Source organism: Tepidimonas thermarum (assembly GCF_007556705.1).
In the GTDB taxonomy this organism is placed as follows: Bacteria; Pseudomonadota; Gammaproteobacteria; order Burkholderiales; family Burkholderiaceae_C; genus Tepidimonas; species Tepidimonas thermarum.
The window spans coordinates 1-24,013 of the sequence record NZ_VJOL01000040.1 but is presented as its reverse complement, the minus strand read 5'-3'; the positions used below and the strand labels follow the sequence as shown (position 1 = coordinate 24,013).

23 protein-coding genes are annotated in these 24,013 nt (G+C 70.3%); 15 read left to right on the top strand and 8 right to left on the bottom strand.

What is annotated here, in order from left to right:
- Positions 1–194: 194 nt before the first annotated feature.
- From Tther_RS09765 to arsB, 8 genes are all read left to right on the top strand, one after another.
- Positions 195–1,022, top strand: a complete 828-nt coding sequence (locus Tther_RS09765) for an ABC transporter substrate-binding protein (protein WP_143903359.1) — start codon at positions 195–197, stop codon at positions 1,020–1,022.
- 114 nt (positions 1,023–1,136) lie between these two features.
- Positions 1,137–1,820, top strand: a complete 684-nt coding sequence (locus tag Tther_RS09760) for an ABC transporter ATP-binding protein (protein ID WP_143903358.1) — start codon at positions 1,137–1,139, stop codon at positions 1,818–1,820.
- Positions 1,796–4,387 carry an FtsX-like permease family protein gene (locus Tther_RS09755; protein ID WP_246098991.1) on the top strand — a complete coding sequence of 864 codons (2,592 nt, stop codon included), beginning with the start codon at positions 1,796–1,798 and terminating at the stop codon, positions 4,385–4,387. The genes Tther_RS09760 and Tther_RS09755 overlap by 25 nt, the downstream gene beginning before the upstream one ends.
- Position 4,388: 1 nt before the next feature.
- The gene (locus Tther_RS09750; RefSeq protein ID WP_143903356.1) at positions 4,389–5,534 is read left to right on the top strand and encodes a lipocalin-like domain-containing protein; all 1,146 of its coding nucleotides are present in this window, start codon (positions 4,389–4,391) and stop codon (positions 5,532–5,534) included.
- Positions 5,535–5,614: 80 nt separating this feature from the next.
- On the top strand, positions 5,615–5,944 hold the full coding sequence (locus Tther_RS09745; RefSeq protein ID WP_425472820.1) for an ArsR/SmtB family transcription factor: 330 nt from the start codon (positions 5,615–5,617) through the stop codon (positions 5,942–5,944).
- A gap of 22 nt (positions 5,945–5,966) precedes the next feature.
- Positions 5,967–6,461, top strand: coding sequence for an ArsI/CadI family heavy metal resistance metalloenzyme (locus Tther_RS09740; protein ID WP_143903352.1), 495 nt, complete (start codon positions 5,967–5,969; stop codon positions 6,459–6,461).
- 12 nt (positions 6,462–6,473) lie between these two features.
- Complete coding sequence (locus Tther_RS09735) at positions 6,474–6,986, top strand: arsenate reductase ArsC (protein WP_143903350.1); 513 nt, start codon at positions 6,474–6,476, stop codon at positions 6,984–6,986.
- Positions 6,983–8,062, top strand: a complete 1,080-nt coding sequence (gene arsB / locus Tther_RS09730) for an ACR3 family arsenite efflux transporter (RefSeq protein ID WP_143903348.1) — start codon at positions 6,983–6,985, stop codon at positions 8,060–8,062. Before Tther_RS09735 ends, arsB begins: the two co-directional genes overlap by 4 nt.
- Positions 8,063–8,123: 61 nt before the next feature.
- Here arsB and Tther_RS09725 read toward each other — a convergent pair whose 3' ends face one another.
- From Tther_RS09725 to Tther_RS09715, 3 genes are read right to left on the bottom strand one after another with little or no spacing between them, the layout of a single operon-like run.
- Positions 8,124–9,404, bottom strand: coding sequence for an HD-GYP domain-containing protein (locus Tther_RS09725; protein ID WP_246098990.1), 1,281 nt, complete (start codon positions 9,402–9,404; stop codon positions 8,124–8,126).
- Positions 9,405–9,420: 16 nt separating this feature from the next.
- Entirely contained in the window at positions 9,421–9,948 is a 528-nt protein-coding gene (locus Tther_RS09720) for a cytochrome b/b6 domain-containing protein (protein WP_143903346.1), read from the bottom strand.
- A gap of 16 nt (positions 9,949–9,964) precedes the next feature.
- On the bottom strand, positions 9,965–10,228 hold the full coding sequence (locus Tther_RS09715; RefSeq protein WP_143903344.1) for a PepSY domain-containing protein: 264 nt from the start codon (positions 10,226–10,228) through the stop codon (positions 9,965–9,967).
- 140 nt (positions 10,229–10,368) lie between these two features.
- Between Tther_RS09715 and Tther_RS09710 the strand changes: the two genes are divergently transcribed.
- The 3 genes from Tther_RS09710 to Tther_RS09700 are packed head-to-tail and all read left to right on the top strand — an operon-like array spanning position 10,369 to position 12,850.
- Positions 10,369–10,755, top strand: coding sequence for a PepSY domain-containing protein (locus tag Tther_RS09710; RefSeq protein WP_185975059.1), 387 nt, complete (start codon positions 10,369–10,371; stop codon positions 10,753–10,755).
- A complete protein-coding gene (locus Tther_RS09705; protein WP_143903340.1) occupies positions 10,752–11,432 on the top strand; it encodes a response regulator transcription factor in 681 nt (226 codons plus the stop codon). Before Tther_RS09710 ends, Tther_RS09705 begins: the two co-directional genes overlap by 4 nt.
- Positions 11,429–12,850, top strand: a complete 1,422-nt coding sequence (locus Tther_RS09700) for a sensor histidine kinase (protein WP_143903338.1) — start codon at positions 11,429–11,431, stop codon at positions 12,848–12,850. The genes Tther_RS09705 and Tther_RS09700 overlap by 4 nt, the downstream gene beginning before the upstream one ends.
- 237 nt (positions 12,851–13,087) lie before the next feature.
- Here Tther_RS09700 and Tther_RS09695 read toward each other — a convergent pair whose 3' ends face one another.
- The gene (locus Tther_RS09695) at positions 13,088–13,711 is read right to left on the bottom strand and encodes a glutathione S-transferase N-terminal domain-containing protein (protein WP_143903336.1); all 624 of its coding nucleotides are present in this window, start codon (positions 13,709–13,711) and stop codon (positions 13,088–13,090) included.
- A 138-nt stretch (positions 13,712–13,849) separates the two neighbouring features.
- Between Tther_RS09695 and purB the strand changes: the two genes are divergently transcribed.
- Positions 13,850–15,304 carry an adenylosuccinate lyase gene (purB, locus tag Tther_RS09690; protein WP_143903334.1) on the top strand — a complete coding sequence of 485 codons (1,455 nt, stop codon included), beginning with the start codon at positions 13,850–13,852 and terminating at the stop codon, positions 15,302–15,304.
- A gap of 36 nt (positions 15,305–15,340) precedes the next feature.
- Here the strand turns inward: purB and Tther_RS09685 are convergent, their stop codons facing one another.
- On the bottom strand, positions 15,341–15,787 hold the full coding sequence (locus tag Tther_RS09685; protein ID WP_143903332.1) for a DUF3717 domain-containing protein: 447 nt from the start codon (positions 15,785–15,787) through the stop codon (positions 15,341–15,343).
- 105 nt (positions 15,788–15,892) lie between these two features.
- Positions 15,893–17,404 carry a M48 family metalloprotease gene (locus Tther_RS09680; protein WP_143903361.1) on the bottom strand — a complete coding sequence of 504 codons (1,512 nt, stop codon included), beginning with the start codon at positions 17,402–17,404 and terminating at the stop codon, positions 15,893–15,895.
- A gap of 190 nt (positions 17,405–17,594) precedes the next feature.
- Here Tther_RS09680 and moaC point away from each other — a divergent pair, with 190 nt between their 5' ends.
- Genes moaC through Tther_RS09665 form a run of 3 tightly spaced genes read left to right on the top strand, consistent with a single transcriptional unit; the run spans position 17,595 to position 22,443 of the window.
- Entirely contained in the window at positions 17,595–18,110 is a 516-nt protein-coding gene (gene moaC / locus Tther_RS09675) for a cyclic pyranopterin monophosphate synthase MoaC (protein WP_143903330.1), read from the top strand.
- A 25-nt stretch (positions 18,111–18,135) separates the two neighbouring features.
- Positions 18,136–19,257, top strand: coding sequence for an efflux RND transporter periplasmic adaptor subunit (locus tag Tther_RS09670; protein WP_246098988.1), 1,122 nt, complete (start codon positions 18,136–18,138; stop codon positions 19,255–19,257).
- Between the two features lie 12 nt (positions 19,258–19,269).
- A complete protein-coding gene (locus tag Tther_RS09665) occupies positions 19,270–22,443 on the top strand; it encodes an efflux RND transporter permease subunit (RefSeq protein ID WP_143903326.1) in 3,174 nt (1,057 codons plus the stop codon).
- Between the two features lie 27 nt (positions 22,444–22,470).
- Here Tther_RS09665 and Tther_RS09660 read toward each other — a convergent pair whose 3' ends face one another.
- The gene (locus Tther_RS09660; protein ID WP_143903324.1) at positions 22,471–23,319 is read right to left on the bottom strand and encodes a 3-hydroxybutyryl-CoA dehydrogenase; all 849 of its coding nucleotides are present in this window, start codon (positions 23,317–23,319) and stop codon (positions 22,471–22,473) included.
- An 81-nt stretch (positions 23,320–23,400) separates the two neighbouring features.
- The coding region (locus tag Tther_RS09655) for an EAL domain-containing protein (protein ID WP_143903322.1) at positions 23,401–24,013 on the bottom strand (613 nt) is incomplete at its 5' end.

The following is a 24,013-nucleotide window of genomic DNA, read 5'->3' as shown; positions in this document are numbered from 1 at the left end:
ACCGTGACCCGCCAAGCCTGTATGGCTTACAAGGACTTCGAGTCCTTCAGGAGAATGAGGCGCGGGTCAGCGGATTCCATCAGGGCCAGCAGGTCTATTCCTGCACAACAGGCCGGATATAGAACTGCAGCCTATCTGTCCCAGCACACCAAAAATCGTCCTTGGCAAACGGGAGGCGTCCATATAGAGTTGCCATGAGTTCTTTGCAGCGTTTTCGGCGTCTTGCCGGCATCAAATGTGCCTTGGCTGCTATATTGGCTATAGCATCCGGGCTGGCCGATGCGCAATCCATCGTGATGGCGTCGACCACCTCGACCGAGCAGTCCGGGCTCTTTGCCCACCTGTTGCCGGCGTTCAAAAAGGCCACCGGCATCGACGTCAGGGTGGTGGCGCTGGGCACGGGGCAGGCGCTGGACACCGCGCGCCGCGGCGATGCGGACGTGGTGTTCGTGCACGACCAGGCGGCCGAAGAAACGTTCGTCGCCGAGGGCCATGGCCTCAAGCGCTACCCGGTCATGTACAACGACTTCGTGCTGATCGGCCCGCGGGGCGACCCGGCCAACGTCAAGGGCAGTGACATCGTCGCGGCGCTGCGCAGCATCAGCGCCGCCAACGCGCCGTTCATCTCCCGTGGCGACAAAAGCGGCACCCACGCGGCCGAGTTGCGCTTCTGGGCTGAGGCCGGCCTGGCCGACAACAAAGGCAGCGGCTACAAAGCCTGCGGCTGCGGCATGGGGCCGGCGCTCAACATGGCCGCGGCCAGCGGCGCCTATGTGCTGGCCGATCGGGGCACCTGGCTCAACTTCAAGAACCGGGCCGACCTGGCGGTGCTGGTCGAGGGCGACCGGCGGCTCTTCAACCAATACGGCGTGATCGTGGTCAACCCGGCCAAGCACCCGCATGTCAAGGCGCAGGAGGCGCAGAAGTTCGTCGACTGGGTCGTCTCGCCCGCTGGACAACAGGCCATCGCCAGCTACCGGATCGGCGGCGAGCCGTTGTTCTTCCCGAATGCCGGGCGCTGAGGCCGTGGGCGAGGCGACCACCGCTTGCGGTGCGCGGGCCACAGCGGTTGGGTGGCAGCGCTGCGCATCGCCGCACTGCACAGGTGCGATGCCTCGGCGGGCTACACTGCCCGTATGGATGTGCGCCCGGTCCCGGATGCCCCGCCCCCGTGCTTGCAGGCCAGCGGGCTGGTCAAGCGTTACGGCGATGCCGTGGTCTTCGCCGGGGTGGACCTGGCCGTGGCGGCGGGGGAGTTTGTGGCCATCGTGGGCGAGTCGGGTGTGGGCAAGTCCACGCTGCTCAACTGCCTGGCGGGGCTGGATGCGGTCGATAGCGGCCGGGTGTGCGTGCTGGGGCGGGATTGGGCCGCGCTGTCCGAGTCACGGGCGGCGGCGTGGCGGCGCACCCATCTGGGGTTCGTGTTTCAAGCCTTCCATGTGCTGCCGCATCTGACGGTGGCGCAAAACGTGGGCCTGCCGTTGGTGCTGCTGGGCCGCCCGGACGCCGCGCGCGTGGCCGCGCTGCTGGATGCGGTGGGCCTGGGTGGCATGGGCGAGCGGCTGCCGCAAACCCTCTCGGGCGGGCAGTTGCAGCGGGTGGCGATTGCGCGCGCCCTGGCGCATCGGCCGCGCCTGATCCTGGCCGATGAGCCCACGGGCAATCTGGATCCGCGCACCGCCACGCAGGTGCTGGCGTTGTTGCACGCGCAAACCCGTGCGCAGGGGGCGGCGCTGGTGTTGGTCACCCATTCCCATGCGGCCGCCGAGCGTGCCGACCGCTGCCTGGAGCTGACGTGCAACGGCATGCGCCCCCTTTGAGCACCGGCCAGCCCTCGCTGTGGGCGCTGCTGCGCACCTTCTCCTGGCCGGAAATACGGTTGCACCCATGGCGCCACGCCGTTGCGGTGTTGGCCATCATGCTGGGGGTGGGGCTGGGGCTGTCGGTGCAGCTCATCAACGGTTCGGCGTTGGCGGAGTTCTCGGCGGCGGTGCGCGGGGTCAACGGGGAGCCGGATGCGCGCTTGCGCGGCGCGCTGGAGCGCTTGGACGACCGGTGGCTGGACCGCGTGCTGGCCCATCCGCAGGTGCGTACCGCGCTGCCGGTGATCGAGGTTCAGGGCGTGGTGGTGTTGCCCGATGGCAGCCGACTGCCGGTGCGGTTGTGGGGCGTGGATGCGCTGGCCCTGGCGGTGTTGCGCCCCGACGCAGCCCTGCGCGTGCGCGACGGTGGCAACCGGCTGGACGTGTTGGCCCCGGACGCGGTGTTTGGCAACCCGGCAGCGCTGGCGGCGCTGGGGCCGACGGCCGAGCGCGTGGACGTGCAGGTGGGGTTGCAGCGGTGGCGCTGGCGGGTGGCGGGGCAGGTGGCGCTGCCCGGCGTGGCCTTGCTGGTGATGGACGTGGCCGCGCTGCAGGAGCGGCTGGGCTGGTGGGGGCAGGTGTCGCGCCTGGACCTGCGCCTGGTTCCGGGGGCGGATGCCGATGCCGTGTGGCGCGATGTGCAGCGGGCAGCCCCCGCCGCAGCGCTGCAGGGGGTGGTGTGGGAGCGCCCGGACGACGATGGCGCGCGCCTGAGCCAGGTGTCACGGGCCTACCGCGTCAATCTGACCGTGTTGGCCCTGGTGGCGCTGTTTACCGGGGCGTTTTTGGTGTTTTCGGTATTGAACCTGAGCGTCACGCAGCGGCTGTCCGCCTTTGCGCTGCTGGGTGTGTTGGGGCTGGACGCCCGCCAGCGGCAGCGCCTGGTGTGGGCGGAGTCGGCCCTGTTGGGGGCCGTGGGCAGCACACTGGGCGTGGCGCTGGGCACGGCGCTGGCCTGGGCGGCGTTGCGTGTGCTGGGTGGCGATTTGGGCGGGGGCTATTTTGCTGGGGTGGCGCCGCCCCTGCGCTGGGACGGCACGGCCGCGCTTGGCTATGGCGCGTTGGGCGTGGCGGCCGCGCTGGCGGGTGGCTGGTGGCCGGCGTTGACCGTGCGTGGGCTGGCACCCGCACAAGCGCTCAAAGGGGTGCCGATGCGCGCGACCGACCGGGTATCGGGCGCGCAAGCCTGGTCCGGCCCGGTGCTGATGGTGGGCGGCGCGGCGCTGTGTCTGGCCCCACCGGTGGCGGGCTTGCCGCTGGGGGCCTACGTGGGCATCGCGGCGCTGTTGCTGGGCGGTATCCTGACGTTGCCGGTGGTGGTGATGGCCGCCCTGACGCGGCTCGCCCCGTCGGCGCAGCGACACGGGCTGGCGCTGCTGGCGCTGGAGCGCGCGCGCCGCTACCCGGGCAGCGCGGCCGTGGCCACCAGCGGCGTGGTGGCCAGTCTGGCCTTGTCCGTGGCGCTGACGGTGATGGTGGGCAGTTTTCGGCAGTCGATGACGGCGTGGCTGGATGCGGTCTTGCCCGCCGATGTGTACGTGCGCGCAGCCGCGGGCGGGCGTGCGGCGGGCACGCTCAGCCCAGCCTTCATCGCGTTGGTGCGCCAGCTGCCGGGCGTGGTGCGGGTGGAGGGTCAGCGGCAGCGCCTGCTGACGCTGGATCCCCGGCGACCGCCCGTGACCGTGCTGGCGCGGCCGCTGAAGGACGGCACCGGCCGCGCCGGTGCACCGGTGCCCCTGCCGCTGGTGGGCCCGGCGTTGCCATGGCCCACGGGGCCTGACGCGGTGGCGGTGTTCGTCAGCGAGGCGATGGCGGATCTGTACGACATGCGCCTGGGAGCGGTGATCGCGCTACCAGGGCTGGGGCCTGCGGGCACCCGCTTTGTGGTCGCCGGGGTGTGGCGCGACTACGCCCGCCAGCACGGCAGTTTGGCTCTGGACGCGACGGACTATGTGCGCCTGACCGGGGATGGCGTGGTCAACGATCTGGCGGTATTTTTGGATGGGCGCACCGGCGCCGAAGCGGTGCAGCGCCAGCTGGAGGCCGCCGCCGCAGGCGACCTCGAAGTGTCGAGCGCGCAGGCGATACGGCAGGCGTCGCTGCATGTTTTTGACCGCAGCTTTGCCGTGACGGTGTGGTTGCAGGCGGTTGCGATTGGCATGGGGCTCATGGGCATTTCGGCCAGTTTCAGCGCCCAGGTGTTGGCGCGCCGGCATGAGTTCGGGCTGCTGCGCCACGTGGGCCTGTCGCGCACGCAGGTGCTGGGCCTGGTGGCCACAGAAGGCGCGCTGTGGAGCTTGTTGGGGGCGGTCGCCGGGGTGGCGCTGGGTCTGGCGGTGAGCGTGGTGCTGGTGCACGTGGTCAATCCACAGAGCTTTCACTGGACCATGGAGCTGGCGCTGCCAGCGGCGCGGCTGGCAGCGCTGGCGCTGGCCGTGGTGGCGGCGGGCACGGTGACGGCGTGGCTCAGCGGCCGGCTGGCCGCCAGCCGGCAGGCCGTGCTGGCGGTGAAGGAGGAGGCCTGAGATGCCCACCCCCATGGGCCCGCCATGGCCGCGCCGGCATCTGCTGCAGGCAGCGGCCGCTGCGGCCTGGGCGGGCGCGGCGGGTTGGCCCTGGCCGGCCGCGGCCAGCGGCACGCTGCAGCGCCGGCCCTTGGCGTTTCCGCGCGACCACGGCAGCCACCCCGATACGCAGACCGAATGGTGGTACCTGACCGGCTGGCTGCAGCGCGCGGACGGGGCGCTGTGGGGGTTTCAGGTGACGTTTTTCCGCTCCCGCGTCACGGTGGCCCAGGCGCTGCGCAGTCGGTTGGCGGCGCGCCAATTGCTGTTTGCCCACGCGGCGGTGACCGATGTGGCCGCCGGCCGGTTGCAGCACCAGCAGGTCACCGCACGCTGGGACGGTCGCGAGCCCGACCCCGCTGCGCCGCCTGCACCTGCTGGGGCCGCCGTGGCGGACACCGATGTGCGCATTCGCGACTGGTCGCTGCGTCGTGTGGCCGATGGTGGCTACCGCGTGCATGTGCCGACGGGCGACTTTGCGCTGGAGCTGGTGGCAGCCCCCACCCAGCCGCTGTTGCTGCAGGGCGACGCCGGGTGGTCCCGCAAAGGGCCACAGCCGCAGCAGGCGAGTTTTTACTACACCCAGCCCCAGCTGCACGTCACGGGCCGGCTGCGGCTGGCCGGCGCTGCGGCGCAGGTGCGCGGGCGCGCCTGGCTGGACCACGAGTGGAGCGAGGCGTTGCTGCACCCGGACGCCGTCGGCTGGGACTGGATCGGCATGAACCTGGACGATGGCAGCTGCCTGACCGCGTTTCGGCTGCGGCGCGCGGATGGCAGCGCCCTTTGGGCGGGGGGATCGCACCGGGGGCCGCCGGCAACGCCGCCGCCCCATGTGCGCGCCTTTGGGCCGGACGAGGTGGTGTTCGAACCCCAGCGCCACTGGCGTAGCCCGCGCACCGGGGTGCGCTACCCGGTGGCGTGGCGTGTGCACACGCCGGTGGGTGTTTTTGGGGTGGACGCGCTGGCGGACGACCAGGAGCTGGACAGCCGTGCCAGCACCGGCGCCATCTACTGGGAGGGGTTGAGCGCGTTGCGCGATGCCCACGGGGTCGCCGTGGGCCGTGGCTATCTCGAGCTCACCGGCTACGGGGCGCCCATGCGCTTGTGACGGACGGGCCCCGGCGACGTGGTGCGTCGATAGCTTCCGAAATATTTCAACACTTCGTGAAGTGTTGTATGATGTTGCCCATGTTGACCGAAAGCCAAACCGTGCAAGCCCTGGCTGCGTTGGCGCAGCCGCTGCGGCTGCGCACCTTTCGCGCCCTGGTGGTGGCCGGTCCCGAAGGGTTGACGCCCGGCGCCTTGGCCGAGGCGCTGGGGGCCACGCCCAGTGCGCTGTCGTTTCATTTGAAAGAGCTGTTGCACGCGGGCCTGGTGACCCAGGAGCGGCGCGGCCGGCACCTGGTCTACCGCGCCGCGTTCGAGGCCATGAACGCCTTGCTGGCCTACCTGACCGAAAACTGTTGCCAAGGCGGCGCCTGTGTCACGGCGGATGGCGCCGCCACCTGTCCCTGTTGATCCACCCCAAGAGGAGTTGCGCATGAAACGCTTCCATGTCCACCTGCACGTCCACAATCTGGAGCAAAGCATCGCTTTTTACTCACGCCTGTTTGCCGCCGAGCCGGTGCGCGTCGAGCGCGACTACGCCAAGTGGATGCTGGACGATCCGCGGCTGAACTTCGCCATTTCCACGCGCGGCACGGCGCCTGGGGTCGATCACCTGGGTTTTCAGGTCGATGACCCGGCCGAACTCGGGGCGCTCAAGGCGCGCGCGCAAGCCGCCGACATGGCGTTGCTCGACGAGGGGGCGACCAGCTGCTGCTACGCGCGCAGCGAAAAGCACTGGGTCACCGATCCGCAGGGCGTTGCCTGGGAGCACTTCCACACGCTGGGCGACATCCCCGTGTTTCGCGAAGGGGACGGGGCGGCTGCCGCTGCAGGTGCGTGCTGCACCCCCGCCGCGCCGGCTGCCGCTGCGCATCAGGCGCAACCCTGCTGCACGCCGACCCGTGGTGCGCGCGCTTCGTGCTGCTGATGGGGGGCTCCGATGGCGACGCGTCCCCTGAACGTGCTGTTTTTGTGCACGCACAATGCCGCGCGCAGCATCCTGGCCGAAGCGCTGCTCAATGCGCTGGGCGGCGGGCGCGTGCGGGCCTACTCGGCCGGCAGCAGCCCGCGCCCAAACCAACAGCCCAACCCCCTGGGGCTGACCGCGTTGCGCGAAGCCGGCATTGCCACCGAGGGGCTGCGCAGCAAAAGCTGGGATGAATTTGCCGTGCCGGGTGCGCCCGAGATGGACCTGATCATCACCGTCTGCGACAGCGCGGCCGGCGAAGCCTGCCCCGTCTGGCCGGGGCACCCTGCCACGGCGCATTGGGGCTACCCCGACCCGTCAGCGGGCGACGCGCCCGATGCGGTCAAGCTCGAGGCCTTCCGGCAGACGCTGCAGCGCCTGCGTGCGCGCTTGCTGCGGTTGCTGGAACTGCCGCTGGAGCAGTTGGACCGCGACACGCTGCAGCAGCGCGTGCGCGCGCTGGCACACGAGGAGGGCGCGGCATGAGCGTCCCATGCGAAGTCACCGCCCGACAGGCGGCGGGTGCCCCGATGGGGGTGTTCGAGCGCTACCTCACCCTGTGGGTTGCCGTGTGCATCGTGGTGGGCATCGCGCTCGGACAAGCGTGGCCTGGGCTGTTTCAGGCCATTGGCCGCATGGAAGTGGCGCAGGTCAATCTGCCAGTGGGCATCCTGATCTGGGTCATGATCATCCCGATGCTGGTCAAGGTGGATTTTGGCGCGCTGGGGCAGGTGCGGCGCCATGTGCGCGGCATCGGCGTGACGCTGTTCATCAACTGGCTGGTCAAGCCGTTTTCCATGGCGCTGCTGGCGTGGCTGTTCGTGCGCCAGCTGTTTGCGCCGTGGCTGCCCGCGGACCAGCTCGACAGCTACGTAGCGGGCTTGATCCTGCTGGCCGCGGCGCCATGCACCGCCATGGTGTTCGTCTGGAGCCGCCTCACCGATGGCGATCCACTCTTTACCCTGACGCAGGTGGCACTCAACGACACCATCATGGTGTTTGCCTTTGCCCCCATCGTGGGTCTGTTGTTGGGGCTGTCGGCCATCACCGTGCCGTGGGACACGCTGCTGGTGTCGGTGGGGTTGTACATCGTGGTGCCGGTGATACTGGCCCAGCTGTGGCGTCGCCGTCTGCTGGCACGGGGGCAGCAGGCGTTCGACGCGGCCATGCGCCGCATCGGCCCGTGGTCCATCGCTGCTTTGCTGGCCACGCTGGTGTTGCTGTTTGCCTTCCAGGGCGGGCAGATCCTGCGCCAGCCGTTGGTCATCGCGCTGCTGGCGGTGCCGATCTTGGTGCAGGTGGCGCTCAATGCCTCGCTGGCTTATTGGCTCAACCGCCGCGTGGGGGAAGCGCACGCCGTGGCCAGCCCGTCGGCGCTGATTGGCGCGTCCAATTTCTTCGAGCTGGCGGTGGCGGCGGCGATCAGCCTGTTTGGCTTCGAGTCCGGCGCGGCGCTGGCCACCGTGGTGGGCGTGCTGATCGAAGTGCCGGTGATGCTGGCCGTGGTGGCCATCGTCAAGCGCACCCGCGGCTGGTACGAGGCTGGCGCGCGCTTGGCCTGAAGCTGCGCTGGCCGCCGCTGTCCAGCGGCGCGCCACGCGATCGGGTGCGCGCGCGTGCCGCTCACCCGAAGCCGAAGTGGTGGCGGATGCGCTCGTGCAGCAGGGCGCGGCAGCCGGCTTCGTCCAGCCCGTCGAGCTGCTGATGCAGCGTCGCGGACAGCGGCACGAAGGTGCGCACCACCTGCGGGTCGAAGTGGCTGCCGCTGTCGCGCTCGAGCAGGGCGATGGCCTGCTCGGGCGGCATGGGCGCTTTGTAGGGGCGGCGCGAGCACAGCGCGTCGAACACGTCGGCGACGGCGAAGATGCGCGCGGACAGGGGAATGGCGTCACCCCGCAGGCCGCGCGGGTACCCTGTGCCGTCCCATTTTTCGTGGTGGCATGCCACCACCTGCGCCGCCGCGGCCAGCCACGGGATGTCGCGCACGATGTCCTCGCCGAGCTGGACGTGGGTGCGCATGATGCGCATCTCCTGCTCATCGAGGCGGCCGGGCTTGAGCAGGATGGCGTCTGGGATGCCAATCTTGCCGACGTCGTGCAGGAAGCTGCCGATGATGAGCGCGCGCATCGCATCGCCCGACAGCCCGAGTGCCTCGCCCAAGCGGGCAGCCAGCCAGGCCACGCGGTAGTTGTGCGCGCCGGTGTCCGAGTCGCGCTTGGCAATGGCCCGCCCCAGTGCCTCCATCATCGAGACGTGCGACTCGAGCACCTGCAGTGCCTTGCGCTCGTTGTCGCGTGAGAGGTGGATCACGATCGGGTAGATGACCACCCCACACAACAGGGCCGCCAGCGCCGCCAGCGAGGCCGCACCGATGGCGTCGCCGCGCAGCTGCTCGCGTTGCCAATCTGGCACCACGCGCACGCCCTCGACGAAGCCGATCGGCGCCGCTTGCGACGGCGCGCCGTCGCGCCGCACGGGGACGAATACGCGCAGCACCCAGGTGCCATCGGGCAGCTGCAGCGACTCGTAGCCGGCCTCGCGGTGCTGGGGAGCGGGGTGGCGTGCCAGCGCGGGCTCGACCGCATGGCCACGCGCGGTGGCGTGCTCGGCGAGCTTGTGGCCCTGAGCGTCGTAGATCTCGGCGATGTCGAAAAAGCCACCGGTCAGCAGCCGCGCGGCTTCCTGCGCCCGCTCCAGCAGCGGGCGGGGCTGCTCGCCGTCAAGGCCCATTTGCAGCACCGCGCGGCGCGATTCCTCGACCGCCAGTCCCACGGCTTCGGATTCGAGATTTTCGATCGACACCCACCATGCGATCGCCGACACCAGCGCCGCCACGATCAGCGACACGGCGGCGATGCGGATCGCGACCTGGCGGCGGTAATGGTGCAAAACGCGCATGGCCATGGTGGGGGTGGTAGGGTCAATCGTAACGTTTGACGCCGGTGATCATCGCACGCACCAGGTGCACGCGCTGCAGCCGTCCCATCACGAGCGCGGCGGCGGCATGCACCGCGGCTGCCAGCAGCAGGGCATTGGCCAAGCCCTCGTGCAACGCCTCCACCCAGTCCTCGCCCCACAAGGCGTCGGTGGTCTGCAGCCACCCGGTCAGGGCCAGGGCCAGCACCAGCGCCATGAGCAGCAGCATCATGATGGCGCCCAACGGGTTGTGGCCCGGGTGGTCGTCGGGCGCGCCACGCAGCAGCGCCTGCACGTGGCGGCGCACCCGCGCAGGCGTGGGCCACCAGTCGGCAAACCGCGCGTGGCGCGGGCCCACCAGGCCCCACAGCAGCCGCAGGCCCACCAGGGCTGCCGCCGTGTAGCCGGTCCATTCGTGCGCGGTTTCGCCTTCTTCGAGCACAAACTGGTTGAGCAGCACACAGCTCACCAGGCTCCAGTGGAACAGCCGCACGAACGGGTCCCACACGTAAACGGCCGTTGGTCGTTGCATGGTGGGCCTCGCGGTCTTACTTGCGCTCGACAGGGTTGCCGCTGGCCGGGTCGAAGTAGATTTCGACCTTCTTGCCGTCCTTGTCCAAGCCGTAGATCTCGTAGCAGTTGCCCGAGCTGACCTTGAACTTCTTGATCTCGTAGCCCTGTTTTTGGACCATGGCGCGGAAGTCGCCTTCCTTCATCCATTTGTCCTTGGGCGCGTCACACTTGGGGCCGGCCCAGGCGCCTGCGGCGGCCAGGGACAGGGTCAGGGCGAGGGTGGTGGATTTCAATGACATGATGGACTCCTGTGGATGGGTTGAAAAACGCGGTGAGCTCACGGGCTGCAGTGTGTCGCGGGGTGGCTGAACGCTGCATGAACGCACGGGCCAGCTGCCGTTCATGGACCGTTCAGGCGCGCTGGCCTACGATGCGGTCCATGACCAGGCCCCTCAACGCCAAGGAACGATCGGCCCCCCGCGGCAGCGGCCGGCGGGGGCGTCCATGGGCGGCTGCGGCGGTCGTGTCGGCCATGCTGGCCGTCGCACGGCTGCCGCATGCCTGGGCCGATGGGCCCATCGACCACCAGCGCGCGCGGCAGGCGATGCTGGCGGGCGAGATCCGGCCGCTGAGCGACATCCTGCAGGCGGTGCAGCCGCAGTTGCGGGGTGAGCTCATGGCCATCGAGCTGGAGCAGGAGGAGGGGCGCTGGCTGTACGAGTTCAAGGTGCTCGAGCCGGGCGGGCGCATTGTCGAGTGGTACGTGGACGCCCGCAGTGCCCAGGTCATCAAGCGCGAAGTCAAAGCGCACAAGGGGCGCCGATGAGGGTGTTGGTGGTGGAGGACGAGCCGACACTGGCGCAACAGCTGGTGCGCAGCCTGCGCCAGTCCGGCTACACGGTGGACCATGCGGCCGATGGCCGTCAGGCCTGGTTTCAGGGCGGTGTGGAGCGCTACGATGCGATCGTGCTGGACCTGGGGCTGCCGCAGCTCGACGGGTTGAGCGTGCTGCAGCGCTGGCGCAGCGAGGGCATGACGGCGCCGGTGCTCATCCTGACCGCGCGCGATGCCTGGCACGACAAGGTCGCCGGCATCGACGCCGGCGCCGACGACTACCTGGCCAAGCCCTTCCACACCGAGGAGTTGCTGGCGCGCCTGCGCGCGCTCATCCGCCGCGCGCATGGGGTGGCGGCGCCGGTTTTGCGCTGCGGCCAGGTGGCCCTGGACACGCGCAGCCAGCGCGTCAGCGTGGGCGGTCAGGCCCTGGCCCTGACCGCGCAGGAGTTGCGGCTGCTGAGCAGCCTGCTGCACCGCGCCGGCCAGGTGGTGCCACGCGCCGAGCTTGCCGAAGCGCTCTACGGCAGCGACGGCGAGCGCGACTCCAACACCATCGAGGTCTTCATTGCCCGCTTGCGGCGCAAGCTGCCACCGGGCAGCATCGAGACGGTGCGCGGGTTGGGCTATCGCCTGGGGCCGGGTGACGGGGCCGAGGGCGGGCCATGATGCCCATCGCGGCGTTGCGTTGGTCGCGCTGGGGCTTGCACGCGCGGCTGTTGCTGCTGGCGGCGTTGGTGCTCGCGCTGGCCCTGGCGGCAGCCGGCTGGGGGATCGCGCGGCTGTTCGAGCGCCACGTGACCCAGCAGTTCGACCTGCGTTTGCAGGACCAGATGACGCAGTTGTTGGCGTCCCTGCAGGCCGATGCGCAGGGGCGCCCAGTCCTGACGCGCGCGCTGGCCGATCCGCGCTGGGAACGGCCGTACAGTGGCCTGTACTGGCAGGTGCAACCGGCGCACGACGCGCGCGCCGAGCCGTGGTTGCGCTCGCGGTCGTTGTGGGACGCGCGGCTGGACCTGCCGGCCGACACGCTGGCCGATGGGGCTTTGCACCGCCACACGCTGGTCGGCCCCATGGGGCAGCCCCTGCGCGTGCTGGAGCGCACCGTCCGCGTGGGCGATCCGCCACAGGTCTGGCGTGTGGCCGTGGCCGCGCAGCAGACCGAGTTGCGCGCGGCGCTGGCGGATTTTCGCGGGGCGCTGCTGCTGTCGCTGGGACTGCTGGCCGCGCTGCTGATGCTGGCCTTGTGGACGCAGGTCAGCGTCGGGCTGCGCCCGTTGCGTGCGCTGCAGCAGGCGGTGCGGCGCGTGCGCCAAGGGGCGGACACCCGGCTGCAGGGGGCGTTTCCGGCCGAGGTGCAGCCGTTGGTGGAGGATTTCAACCGCGTTCTCGACCACGCCGACGAGGTGGTCGAGCGCGCCCGCCGCCTGGCGGGCAATCTGGCGCATGGGATCAAGACCCCGCTGGCGGTGATGTCGGCGCTGGCCGACGACGAGACGCTGCCCCGGCCGCAGCTGGTGCGCCAGTGGCGCGAGCAGCTGCAGATGGTGCAGGACCAGGTGGACTGGCACCTGCGGCGTGCCCGGGCGGCCGCCCTGGCCGGGCGCGGGCAGCGCACCCCGGTGGCGCCGGCGCTGGAGGCCCTGCTGCGCGTCATGCGCAAGGTGCACGCCGGCGATGACCGCGCGCCGCTGGCGTGGACGCTGCAGGTGGCCCCGGATCTGGCGTTCGCGGGCGAGCTGCAGGACTGGCAGGAGATGGCCGGCAACCTGCTGGACAACGCGGGGCGCTGGGCGCGCCAGCGGGTGGTGGTGACCGTGTTGCGCCAGGGGGTGCAGCTCGTGTTGCGGGTGGAAGACGACGGCCCGGGCCTGAGCGCGGCGCAAAGCGCCGAGGTGCTGCGCCGTGGCATACGGCTCGACGAGCGCGCACCGGGCAGCGGCCTGGGGCTCGACATCGTGCGCGAGCTGGCCCGCCTCTATGGCGGCGACATCGAGCTGACACGCTCGGCGCTCGGCGGCCTGTGCGCCGAGCTGCGTGTGCCGGCCGCCCCGCCGCCCGCTGCGCACGCCCCCGCGAGCCGATGAACGGTCAGGGTCGCGTGCATCGCTGGGGAACTTTGTCGTCCTCCGAGGCTCCGAACAGGCAGTGGTCGTTGGGTTTGACGTGACCGCGAAGCGCGGCGCGCCACCGAGGGTTGCACGGGGCGCGTCAGACATCCGGCCGGGGCGGTTCTCCTCCTCCTCCCTCCTCCTGTTGTCTCGGCCGGTGCTTCGCGGTTCTTTTTTTGCCTGCGCCAAACGCCCTCTTGGGCCCGCTTGGCCTCAGGTGGGCGGCAGTGTCTCGGCAAAGCTGGGGCGTTGCATCAGGCGATCGTGCAGCCGCGCCAGGTTGGGGTAGGCGTCGCGCCAGTCGATGGCCGGGAAGCGAAAGTCCAAATACCCCAGTGCCACCCCGACGGCGATGTCGGCCAGGGTCAGGTGCACACCGTGGCAGTGCGCGCGATCGCCCAGCCCCAGGCTCATGGCCTTGAGCGAGCGCTGCACGCTGCCCATTTGGCGCTCGATCCACGCCTGGCTGCGTTCGTGGGCGGCACGCCCCGCCCAGACCTGCTCCATGCGCGCGGCCACGGCGGCGTCGAGCACGCCATCGGCCAGCGCTTCCCAGGTTTTGACCTCGGCGCGCTCGCGCCCGCCTGCCGGGATGAGCTTGCCCACCGGCGACAGCGTGTCCAGGTACTCCACGATCACGCGCGAGTCGAACACCGCTTCCCCGCCTTCCATCACCAGACACGGCACCTTGCCGAGCGGATTGGCGTCGGGCACCGTCGAGTCCGCGGCCCAGGGGTCGGCCAGCTCGAGCTGGAAGTCGAGCTTTTTTTCGGCCATGACGATGCGCACCTTGCGCACGTAAGGGCTGGTGAGGCTGCCGATGAGCTTGAGTTTCATGGTGCGATGCGGTGGTGGTGGTAGCGGCCATGCGGCGCCGCGCCGCGTGCCGTTGCCACGTGCCGATTGTAGAGAGGGCGCGGGGCCGACGCGGCGGCTGGGCTGGCCCAGGCCCCGGCGCCTACAATCCGGCCCACTATGCATGCCCACGCTGACGCTTCTCTTGCTCCCGATGCGGCGTTGACCGCCTTGTCGCCGCTGGACGGTCGCTACGCGCCCAAACTCGCGGCGCTGCGGCCCATTTTCAGCGAATACGGCTTCATGCACCGCCGGGTGCAGGTGGAGCTGACCTGGTTCGAGCGCCTGAGCGACCTCGGCTTGCCGGAATTTCCGCCGCTGTCGGCAGCGGCCCGTGCGCACCTGCGGCGCGTGGCGCGCGACTTCTCGCCGGCGGATGCGGCCGCCATCAAGGCGATCGAAAAAACCACCAACCACGATGTCAAGGCGGTGGAGTACTGGATCCGCGGCAACCCCGAGCTGGGGGTGCCCGGCGTCTTTGCCGGCTGGCCGGAGCTGCAGCGCGCCGGCGAGTTCGTGCACTTTGCCTGCACCAGCGAGGACATCAACAACACCAGCCACGCGCTGCAGCTGCAAGCCGGCCGCGCCGTGCTGCTGCAGGGGCTGGATGCGATCATCGAGCGCCTGCGTGCCTTTGCCCATGCCTGGGCCGAGCAGCCCATGCTCAGCCGCACGCACGGGCAGACCGCCAGCCCCACCACGGTGGGCAAGGAGCTGGCCAACGTGGTCGTGCGCTTGCAGGCGGCGCGCGAGCGCGTGGCCGGCGTGCCGCTGCGCGCCAAGATGAATGGTGCCGTGGGCAACTACAACGCGCACCTGGCGGCCTACCCGGAGGTGGACTGGGAGGCGTTTGCGCGCAGCGTGGTCGAGACCCCGGCGCCGGGGGCCGACACCCCAGCAGACGCCCCCATCGGCCTGGGGCTGACCTTCCAGCCCTACAGCATTCAGATCGAGCCGCACGACTACATGGCCGAGTTGTTCGACGCCGTGGCGCGCAGCAACACCATTTTGATCGACCTCGCGCGCGACGTTTGGGGCTACATCAGCCTGGGTTATTTCAAACAAAAGCTCAAGGCGGGCGAGATCGGCTCCTCGACCATGCCGCACAAGGTCAACCCGATCGACTTCGAAAACGCCGAGGGCAACCTGGGCCTGGCCAACGCGCTGCTGCGCCACCTGTCGGACAAACTGCCGATCAGCCGCTGGCAGCGCGATTTGACCGACTCGACCGTGCTGCGCAACATGGGCGTCGCGCTCGGGTATGCGGTGCTGGCGCACCAGTCGTTGCTGACCGGGCTGGGCAAGCTGGAGCTGGACGCGCAGGCGCTGGCGGCTGACCTCGACGCTGCCTGGGAGGTGCTGGCCGAGCCGATCCAGACCGTCATGCGCCGCTACGGCGTGCCCGGCGCTTACGAGCGCCTCAAGGCCGCCACGCGCGGCCAGCGTGTCACGCCCGAGGCGCTGCGCGCGCTGGTGGCCGATTTGCCCATCCCCGAGGAGGCCAAGGCGCGCTTGCTGGCGCTCACGCCGGATCGCTACACCGGCCAGGCGGCGCAGCTGGCGCGGCGCGTCTGAGCGGGGCGGCGTACGTGCCGCGCGCCAGGCCCGCCGTCACGACGGCGGCGCGCCGGGGGCGGCGGCCGCAGCGCCCTGCCGCTCCACCGCGCGCTCGGCGTAGAGGTTGAAGCGCCAGGCCGTGCCGTCCTGGGTGATGCGGTGCCACACGGCGCGCTTTTCTGCCGGCGTCAGCGACGGCCAGCGCGTGACCTCCTCGTGCGTGCGGCCGCAGCCCTTGCACACCGCGTCCCCCTGGTTGGTCGAGCAAATCGCGATGCAGGGCGTATCCGGGGTGGTGTCGTACCACGCTTTCCAGGCCTGCCAGGCGGCGCGCGGCATGGTGTGTTCGTCCGCCTCGTGGGCGTGGTAGTAGACCATCAGCGCATACACCTCGGCCAGGGCGCGCAGCTCGGGCGCGAGGGTTACGCCGTCGGGCGAGGGCTTGCGGGCCCGCCAGAAGTTGATCGCGGCTTCGATGTCGGTGATGTGGATGCCGGCCATGCGTGTCGATCGTGGACGCCAAACGGGAAGAAAAACCGGATGGGGGCGTGATCTTAGGCCAAGACCGCGCGCGGCGCTGGCGCGGCGGCGGGCGGTGGCGCTGGCTCAGCGCCCGGCAGCGTGCTCGGCCTGCTGCTCGCGCAGCAGCCGCTCGGCGTGGCGCGCCCGGGCGTCGAGCACGGAGAGCTCGACCAGGTCCTGCAGCCCCTGCTCGCGCGCCAGCCGCTGGGCGGCGCGAAAGCGGTCCAGCGCGCCGGCGGCGTCCAGCAGCGCCAGCCGCGCCTCGCCCTCGGACCGGGCGGCGCGCACCGGCTGCCCGCCGGCGTGTTGCAGTTGCGCCAGCGCGCTCCAGGCGCCCGCATCGTCGGGGTGCTGCGCGCACCACGCCTGCACGCGCTGCCACACCGGTTGGACGTGGGGGGCGCTGAGCCGCACGGCGGCACGCGCGGCCAGCAGCAGCCCGGTGCGGCTGCCGTCCGCGGCGGCGCGCTGCACGGCATCGGGCAGGGCGCGCGCCTCGGCGGCGGGCAGGCGGGGGTCGTCGGCCAGCTGGTGCAGCAGTTCCAGCCGCAGCCACGCGGCCACGCGCTGCGCCGCGGCGGTGTCGGCCACGGCTTCCACGGTGGCCAGGCCCTGCAGGGCCGATGCGGGGTCGCGCAGCCCGATGCCGGCCAGTGCGGCCGCGTACGCGCGCCCCGGCTCGCGGCTGTCGCGGCCGCTGCGCACATGGGCCTGCAAGCGATCGGGCGCGGGATCGGCCAGCACGCGCGCGCGCGCGGCCATGCAGGCGTGCACGGTGGCTGCCACGGGCCCCGCCGCCGCACGCGCCGCCGCGTCGGGCGCCGTCCAGGGCAGCCGGGCGCGCATATCGGCGATGCGCTCGGTGTCCAGGGGGTGGCTGCGCAGGTAGGGGTAGCCGCCGTCGTCGTTGAGGCGTGCCGCCTGTTGCAGCCGCTCGAACATGCCCACGAACCCCTGGCCGTCGAAGCCGGCTGCGGTGAGCACCGACAGCCCGATGCGGTCGGCCTCGCGCTCCATGTCGCGCGAGAAATTGAGCTGGGACTGCAGCGCGACCGCCTGGCCGCCCGCGATGGCGGCGCTGGCGATGTCGGCGTTGCGGGCGGCGCTGGCGGCCAGCGCGCCCAGCACCATGGCCGCCAGCACGAGCGGCGCCTGCTGGCTTTGGCGGCTGAGCAGGCGCGCGATGTGGCGCTGCGTGACGTGGCTGAGTTCGTGCGCAAGGACCGAGGCCAGCTCATCGGCGCTGCCGGTGACCCCGATGAGTCCAAGGTGCACGCCCAGATAGCCCCCGGGCAGGGCAAAAGCGTTGACCGTGCGGTCGCGCGCCAACAGCAGCCGCCAGGCAAAGCGCTCGGCCAGGGTGTCGGGCAGTTCGCCACGCTGGCGCGCGGCGGCAAACAGCGGCATCCACACCGCCTCCAGGTAGCCGTCGAGCACCGGATCGTCCAGGTAGGCCGGGTCGCGGTAAATCGCGCGCGCGATCTGGTCGCCCAAGCGACGCTCCTCGGCCAGCGTCAGATCTCCGCCGTCGCCCAGGGCGGGCAGGTCGGTGGCGGCGTGTGCGGTTCGCGCCGCGGGCGCAAGCGCCGCGCACATCGGCCACAAGGCGCGTGCGGTGGCGGCCCCAAAGGCGCCGCGCAGCACGGTGGCCAGCCAGTCGCGGCGCTGGCAGCCGATGGGAGCGAGACGCAACGGCCGGTCAGCGGCCGCGGTCGCCGGGGCGTCGAGCGGGGGGAGGCGCATCCCCGTATGATGCCGTTTTGTGCCGACAGATTCCCAACTTGACATGACTTCTCCTGCCGATGCCACGAGCGTTGCGGGCGCTGGTGCGCCGCTGACCCATTTCGATGCCCAGGGCCAGGCCCACATGGTGGACGTGGGCGCCAAGGCGGCCACCCACCGGGTGGCGGTGGCCGAAGGCCGCATCCGCATGCAGCCCGCGACGCTGGCGCTGGTCGAGCGCGGCACGGCCAAGAAGGGTGACGTGTTGGGGGTGGCGCGCATTGCCGGCATCATGGCCGCCAAGCGCACCGCCGAGCTCATTCCGCTGTGCCACCCGGTTGCGCTGACGCGCGTGGCGCTGGCATTGGTGCCCGAGCCGTCCACGGCGTCGGTGCGCGTGCAGGCCACGGCCGAGACGGTCGGGCCAACGGGCGTGGAAATGGAGGCCCTCACCGCGGTGCAGGTGGCGCTGCTGACGATTTACGACATGTGCAAGGCGGTCGATCGGGGTATGGTGATCGGCGACGTCCGCTTGCTGGAAAAACACGGCGGCAAGTCCGGTTCGTTCGTCAACCGCTGAACGTCGGGGGCAGCAGATGAAGCGCATGCTCAAATGGGGCCTGCCCCTGGTGGTGCTGGCCCTGGTCGTGGGGTTGTCCGTGCGCGGCGTGCAGCAGCGTCGCGCGCAGGCGGCCTTGGAGGCCGCGCCTGCCACCGCGGTGGCGTTGGAGATCGCGCCCAGCGACCAGCTGCGCGTGCAGCGACTGCCGGTGCAGCGCACGGTGGCGGTCAGCGGCACGGTGGAGGCGTTGCACACCGCGCTGGTCAAGGCCAAGGTGGCGGGTGAGCTGCGCGCGCTGCGCGTGCGCGAAGGGGAGCCGGTGCGCGCCGGGCAGGTGCTCGGTGAGCTGGACGCGACCGAGTACGAGGCGCGGCTGCGCCAAGCGCAGCAGCAGGCGGCTGCCGCCCACGCCCAGCTGGAGATTGCCGAGCGCGCGCTGCAGAACAACCGCGCGCTGGTGGAGCAGGGCTTCATCTCGCGCAACGCCTTGGATACGTCGGTGTCCAACGCCGCGGCGGCGCGCGCCAACCTGCTGGCCGCGCAGGCGGCGGTGGACCTGGCGCGCAAGGCGCTGGACGACACGCTGTTGCGCGCGCCGCTGGATGGCTGGGTGTCGCAGCGGTTTGCCCAACCGGGTGAGCGCCTGGGGGTGGACGCGCGTGTGCTCGAGGTCGTGGACCTGCGCGCGCTGGAGCTGCGGGCCACCTTGGCGCCGGAGGAGGTGGGGCAGGTGCGTGTGGGCGCGCAGGCGGTGCTGCAGGTCGATGGGTTGGCCGAGCCGGTGGCGGCGCGCGTGGCGCGCCTCAACCCCAGCGTGCAGGCGGGCACGCGCGCGGTGCCGGTGTACCTGGCGCTGACGCCGCGCGCGGACCTGCGTCACGGCTTGTTTGCGACCGGCCATATCGAGGTGGCGCGTGAGACGGCGCTGGCGCTGCCCGAGAGCGCGATCCGGCTGGACGCGGCGCGGCCCTATGTGCTGTTGCTGCAGGGCGAGCGCGTGGTGCGGCGCACCGTGACGCTGGGGCCGCGCGGCACCGCGGGCGGCGAGCCGGTGCGCATCGTCACCGATGGGCTGGCCGAAGGCGACGTGGTGCTGGCGGGCACCGTGGGCGCGCTGCCCGAGGGTGTCGTGGTGCGGCTGGCGGCGCGTGCCGCGGGCCAGTGAGGGGGCGCGGCGATGTGGTTTACCCGCGTCTCGATCGGCAACCCTGTGTTGGCCACGATGGTGATGCTTGCCTTCGTGGTGTTGGGGTTGTTTTCGCTGCAGCGGCTCAAGGTCGACCAGTTTCCGGATGTGGAGTTTCCGGTGGTGGTGGTGCAGGTGGCCTACCCGGGCGCTTCACCGGAGATCGTGGAGACCGAGGTCACCAAGACGGTCGAGGAGGCGGTCAACTCGATCGCCGGCATCAACCAGCTCTTTTCGCGCAGCTATGAGGGGCAATCGGTCGTCATCGTCCAATTCAACCTGGACGTGGACGGCCGCAAGGCCGCCGAGGATGTGCGGGAAAAGGTCGCGGGCATCCGCGCCCGGCTGCGCGACGAGGTGCAAGAGCCGCAGGTGCTGCGCTTCGACCCAGCCTCGCGCCCCATCTACAGCCTGGCGCTGACCTCGCCGGACGGCAGCCGCACGCTGGTGGAGCTGACCACCTACGCCGATCAGGTCGTCAAGAAGCGGCTGGAGAATGTGCGTGGTGTCGGCTCGGTGACCCTGGTGGGCGCGGTGGCGCGCGAGATCAACATCTACCTGCGGCCCGAGGCGATGGAGGCCTATGGCGTGGGCATCGATCAGGTGATGCAGGCCGTGCGCACCGAGAACCAGGACCTGCCGGCCGGGGCGTTGCGCGCGCGCGATGCCGAGCGCGTGGTGCAGATCAAAGGGCGCTTGCTGCAACCCGAGGCGTTTCGGGACCTGATCGTGGCGCGCCGGGGCACATCGGGCGGCACGGTGCCGGTGCGGCTGGGGCAAATCGCCGACATCGTCGATGGCCCGCAGGAGGTGGAGAGCCTGGCGCTGTACGACGGCCGCCGCACGCTGGCGCTGGATGTGCAAAAGGCCCAGGGCGAAAACACCATCGACGTGGTCGATGGGCTCAATCGCGTCGTGGCGACACTGCGCGCCGAGCTGCCGCCGGGCATGGCGCTGGACGTGGTGCGCGATACCGCGCGGCCCATCCGCGTGGCCGTCAACAACGTGCGCCAGACGCTCATCGAGGGCGCGGTGCTGACGGTGGCGATCGTCTTTTTGTTCCTCAACTCGTGGCGCTCCACGGTCATCACCGGCCTGACGCTGCCGATTGCGCTCATCGGCACGTTTTTGTTCATGTACGCGTTTGGGTTTTCGATCAACATGATCACGCTCATGGCGCTGAGCCTGTGCGTGGGGCTGTTGATCGACGACGCCATCGTGGTGCGCGAAAACATCGTGCGCCACGTGCAAATGGGCAAGGACGCGCACCGCGCGGCGCTGGACGGCACGCACGAGATTGGCCTGGCGGTGCTGGCCACGACGCTGTCGATCGTGGCGGTGTTTTTGCCCATAGGCTTCATGGGCGGCATCATCGGCAAGTTTTTCCACGAGTTTGGCATCACCATCGTGGCGGCGGTGCTGATTTCGATGTTCGTCAGCTTCACGCTCGACCCCATGCTGTCGAGCGTTTGGCACGACCCGGCCATCCACGCCGAGGGGCAGGCGCCGCCGCCGCGCTCGCTCTACGAGCGCACGCTGGGGCGGCTGACCGCGGCGGTGGAGCGCTTCACGCACCGGCTGGGCGAGGGCTACCAAACGCTGCTGTCGTGGTCGCTGGCGCACCGGCGCGCCACCCTGGGCATTGCCGCGGCCAGCCTGGTCATCAGCGTGGCGCTGGTGCCGGTGATGGGCACCGAGTTCGTGCCCAAGGCCGATTTTTCCGAGACGACGCTGAGCTTTTACACGCCCACCGGAACGTCGCTGGAGGCCACCGAAGCCAAGGTGCGCGAGGTCGATGCCATCGTGCGCGCCTTCCCCGAGGTGCGCTACACGCTCGCCACCATCAACACCGGCTCGGCCCAGGGGCGCAACGTGGCCAGCGTCTATGTGCGGCTGGTCGAGCGCAAGGAGCGCACGCGCAGCGTGGACCAGATGTCGGCGGTGTTGCGCGAGCGCCTGGCGCGTGTGCCGGGCATCACGGTCACGCACGTGGGCCTGCTGGACCCGGTGGGGGGCAACAAGCCGATTTCGCTGTCGCTGCAGGGCAGCGATTTGCGCGAGCTGCAGCGCCTGACCGACCAGGTCACCGCACAGCTGCGCCAGATTCCCGGCTTGGTCGATGTGGACACCAGCATGAAGCCCAACAAGCCGACCGTGGACATCGTGGTGCGGCGCGAGGCGGCCTCGGACCTGGGGCTGAGCGTGGGGGCGGTCACCCAGGCGCTGCGTGGGCTGATCGCGGGCCAGACGGTGGGCAATTGGCGCGCGCCGGACGACCAGAGCTACGACGTGAAGGTGCGGCTGGCGCCGTCCGCGCGCGCGTCGGTGGCGGATTTGGAGCGTTTGATGCTGAGCGTCGTGGGCCCCGATGGCACGCCGCGCGCCATCCGGCTGGCGCAGATCGCCGACATCCGGCCCTCATCGGGCCCCAACCAGATCAACCGGCGCGACCTGGCGCGCGAGGTGGAAATCACCGCCAACGTCGCCGGCCGCTCGCTGGGCGAGGTGTCGGCCGACATCCGCCGGGTGCTCGACGCGACGCCGTTTCCGCCCGGCTACCGGGCCAAATTTGGCGGCTCCACCAAGGACATGCAGGAGTCGTTTGGCTACGCGCTGTCGGCGCTGGCGCTGGCGGTGATCTTCATCTACATGATCCTGGCCTCGCAGTTCAAGAGCTTTTTGCAGCCGATCGCGCTGATGTCGTCGCTGCCGCTGACCCTCATCGGGGTGGTGCTGATCCTGCTGATGTTTGGCTCGACGCTCAACCTGTTTTCGATCATCGGCGTCATCATGCTCATGGGCCTGGTGACCAAGAACGCCATCTTGCTGGTGGACTTTGCCAACCGTGCACGCGCCGGCGCCAGCGGCGAGGGGCTGACGGGCGAGAAGCTGGACCGCGAGGCCGCGCTGCTGCTGGCGGCGCGCGTGCGGCTGCGCCCCATCCTGATGACGACGCTGGCCATGGTGTTTGGCATGGTGCCGCTGGCGTTTGCGCTGTCCGAAGGGTCGGAGCAGCGCGCGCCCATGGGGCAGGCCGTCATCGGGGGGGTGGTGACCTCGTCGCTGTTGACACTGGTGGTGGTGCCGGTGATCTACTGCTACCTGGACGATGCCGCCACCTGGCTGCGCCGCCGTCTGGGCCGCACGCCCCAGGCGGGGGCCTGAGCCGCGCCGTGGCGCGGCCCGGGGGCGTCAGTAGGTGTAGACACCGCGGCCGGTCTTGCGGCCCAGGTAGCCCGCGGCCACCAGCTCCTTGAGCAGCGGGCAGGGGCGGTACTTGCTGTCGTTGAACTCGGCAAAGTACACGTTCATCACCGCCAGGCACACGTCCAGCCCGATCATGTCGGCCAGCGCCAGCGGCCCGATCGGGTGGTTGCAGCCCAGCTTCATGCCGGCGTCGATGTCCTCGGGGCTGGCCAGCCCTTCGGCGAGCACGAAGAAGGCCTCGTTGATCATCGGCACCAGGATGCGGTTGACGACGAAGCCCGGTGCGTTCTTGACCGTGATCGGGGTTTTGCCCAGCCGCAGCGCCAGCTCGCGCACGGCGTCGTGGGTGGCGTCGCTGGTCTGCAGGCCGCGGATGATCTCCACCAGCGCCATCATCGGCACCGGGTTGAAGAAGTGCATGCCGATGAAGCGGTCGGCACGACCGGTGACGGCCGCCAGTTGCGTGATGCTGATGGAGCTGGTGTTGGTGGCCACCAGGGTCTCGGGCGCCAGCAGCGCATCGAGTTGGCGCAGGATCTTGATCTTGAGTTCGAGGTTTTCGGTCGCCGCCTCGATGACGAGCTGCGCGCCCTTGACGTCGTCGTAATTCGTCGAGGTGCGGATGCGCGCCAGCGCCGCGTCCTTGTCGGCGGCGGTGATTTTTTCTTTCTTGATCAGGCGGTCCAGGCTGCCGGCGATGGTGGCCAGGCCCTTGGCCAGCGCGGCGTCGCTGACGTCGATCATGACGACGTTCAGGCCGCTGGTCGCGCAAGCCTGCGCGATGCCGTTGCCCATGGTGCCGGCGCCGACGATGCCGATGGTGTCGATGGACATGGGAGATGCTCCGTTTGCGTGCGGGGGAGTGTCAAAACCGAGTAGCCCCGCGATCATACGCGCGCCGCCTGCGGGGGCCGGTCACGCGGGTTTGACGCGGGTGTTCGGGGGCAGCGGTCGTTGCGCCCGGACCAAGGCCACGAAGGCATCCACCGGGACGGCGTGCGAGAACAAAAAGCCCTGAAACCGATGGCACCCCAGATGTTGCAGGGCTTCGAACTGATGGGGCTGTTCCACGCCCTCGGCCACACATTCCACGCCCAGCGCGCGTCCCACCGACAAAATCGCATCCAGAATCGGCAGCGCCCGGGGCTCTGTCTCCAGCCCGGCTACAAAGGTGCGGTCGATCTTGATTTCGCAAAACGGCAGCGCCATCAGACGCTTGAGCGAAGAGTGCCCCGCGCCGAAGTCGTCCAGAGAGATGCCGAAGCCCAGTGCCTGCAGTTCGGATAGGGTGCGCTGAACGCCTTGTTCATCGTCGAAGACGGCGTCTTCCGTGATTTCGAGTTGCAAGCGGTTGTTGGGTAATTTGCGATCTCCGATGCATCGCCGAAGGTGATCGATTAGCAGGCCGTTGAAAAAATACCCTTCGAACGCACCAGTGACGCTGCTTTCGAAGAAACGAGCCGCCCAGACGTGGCTGCGCAGCGATTGCGACGTGCATTTCGGCCGGTTTGCAGGCCGTTTTGCCCAT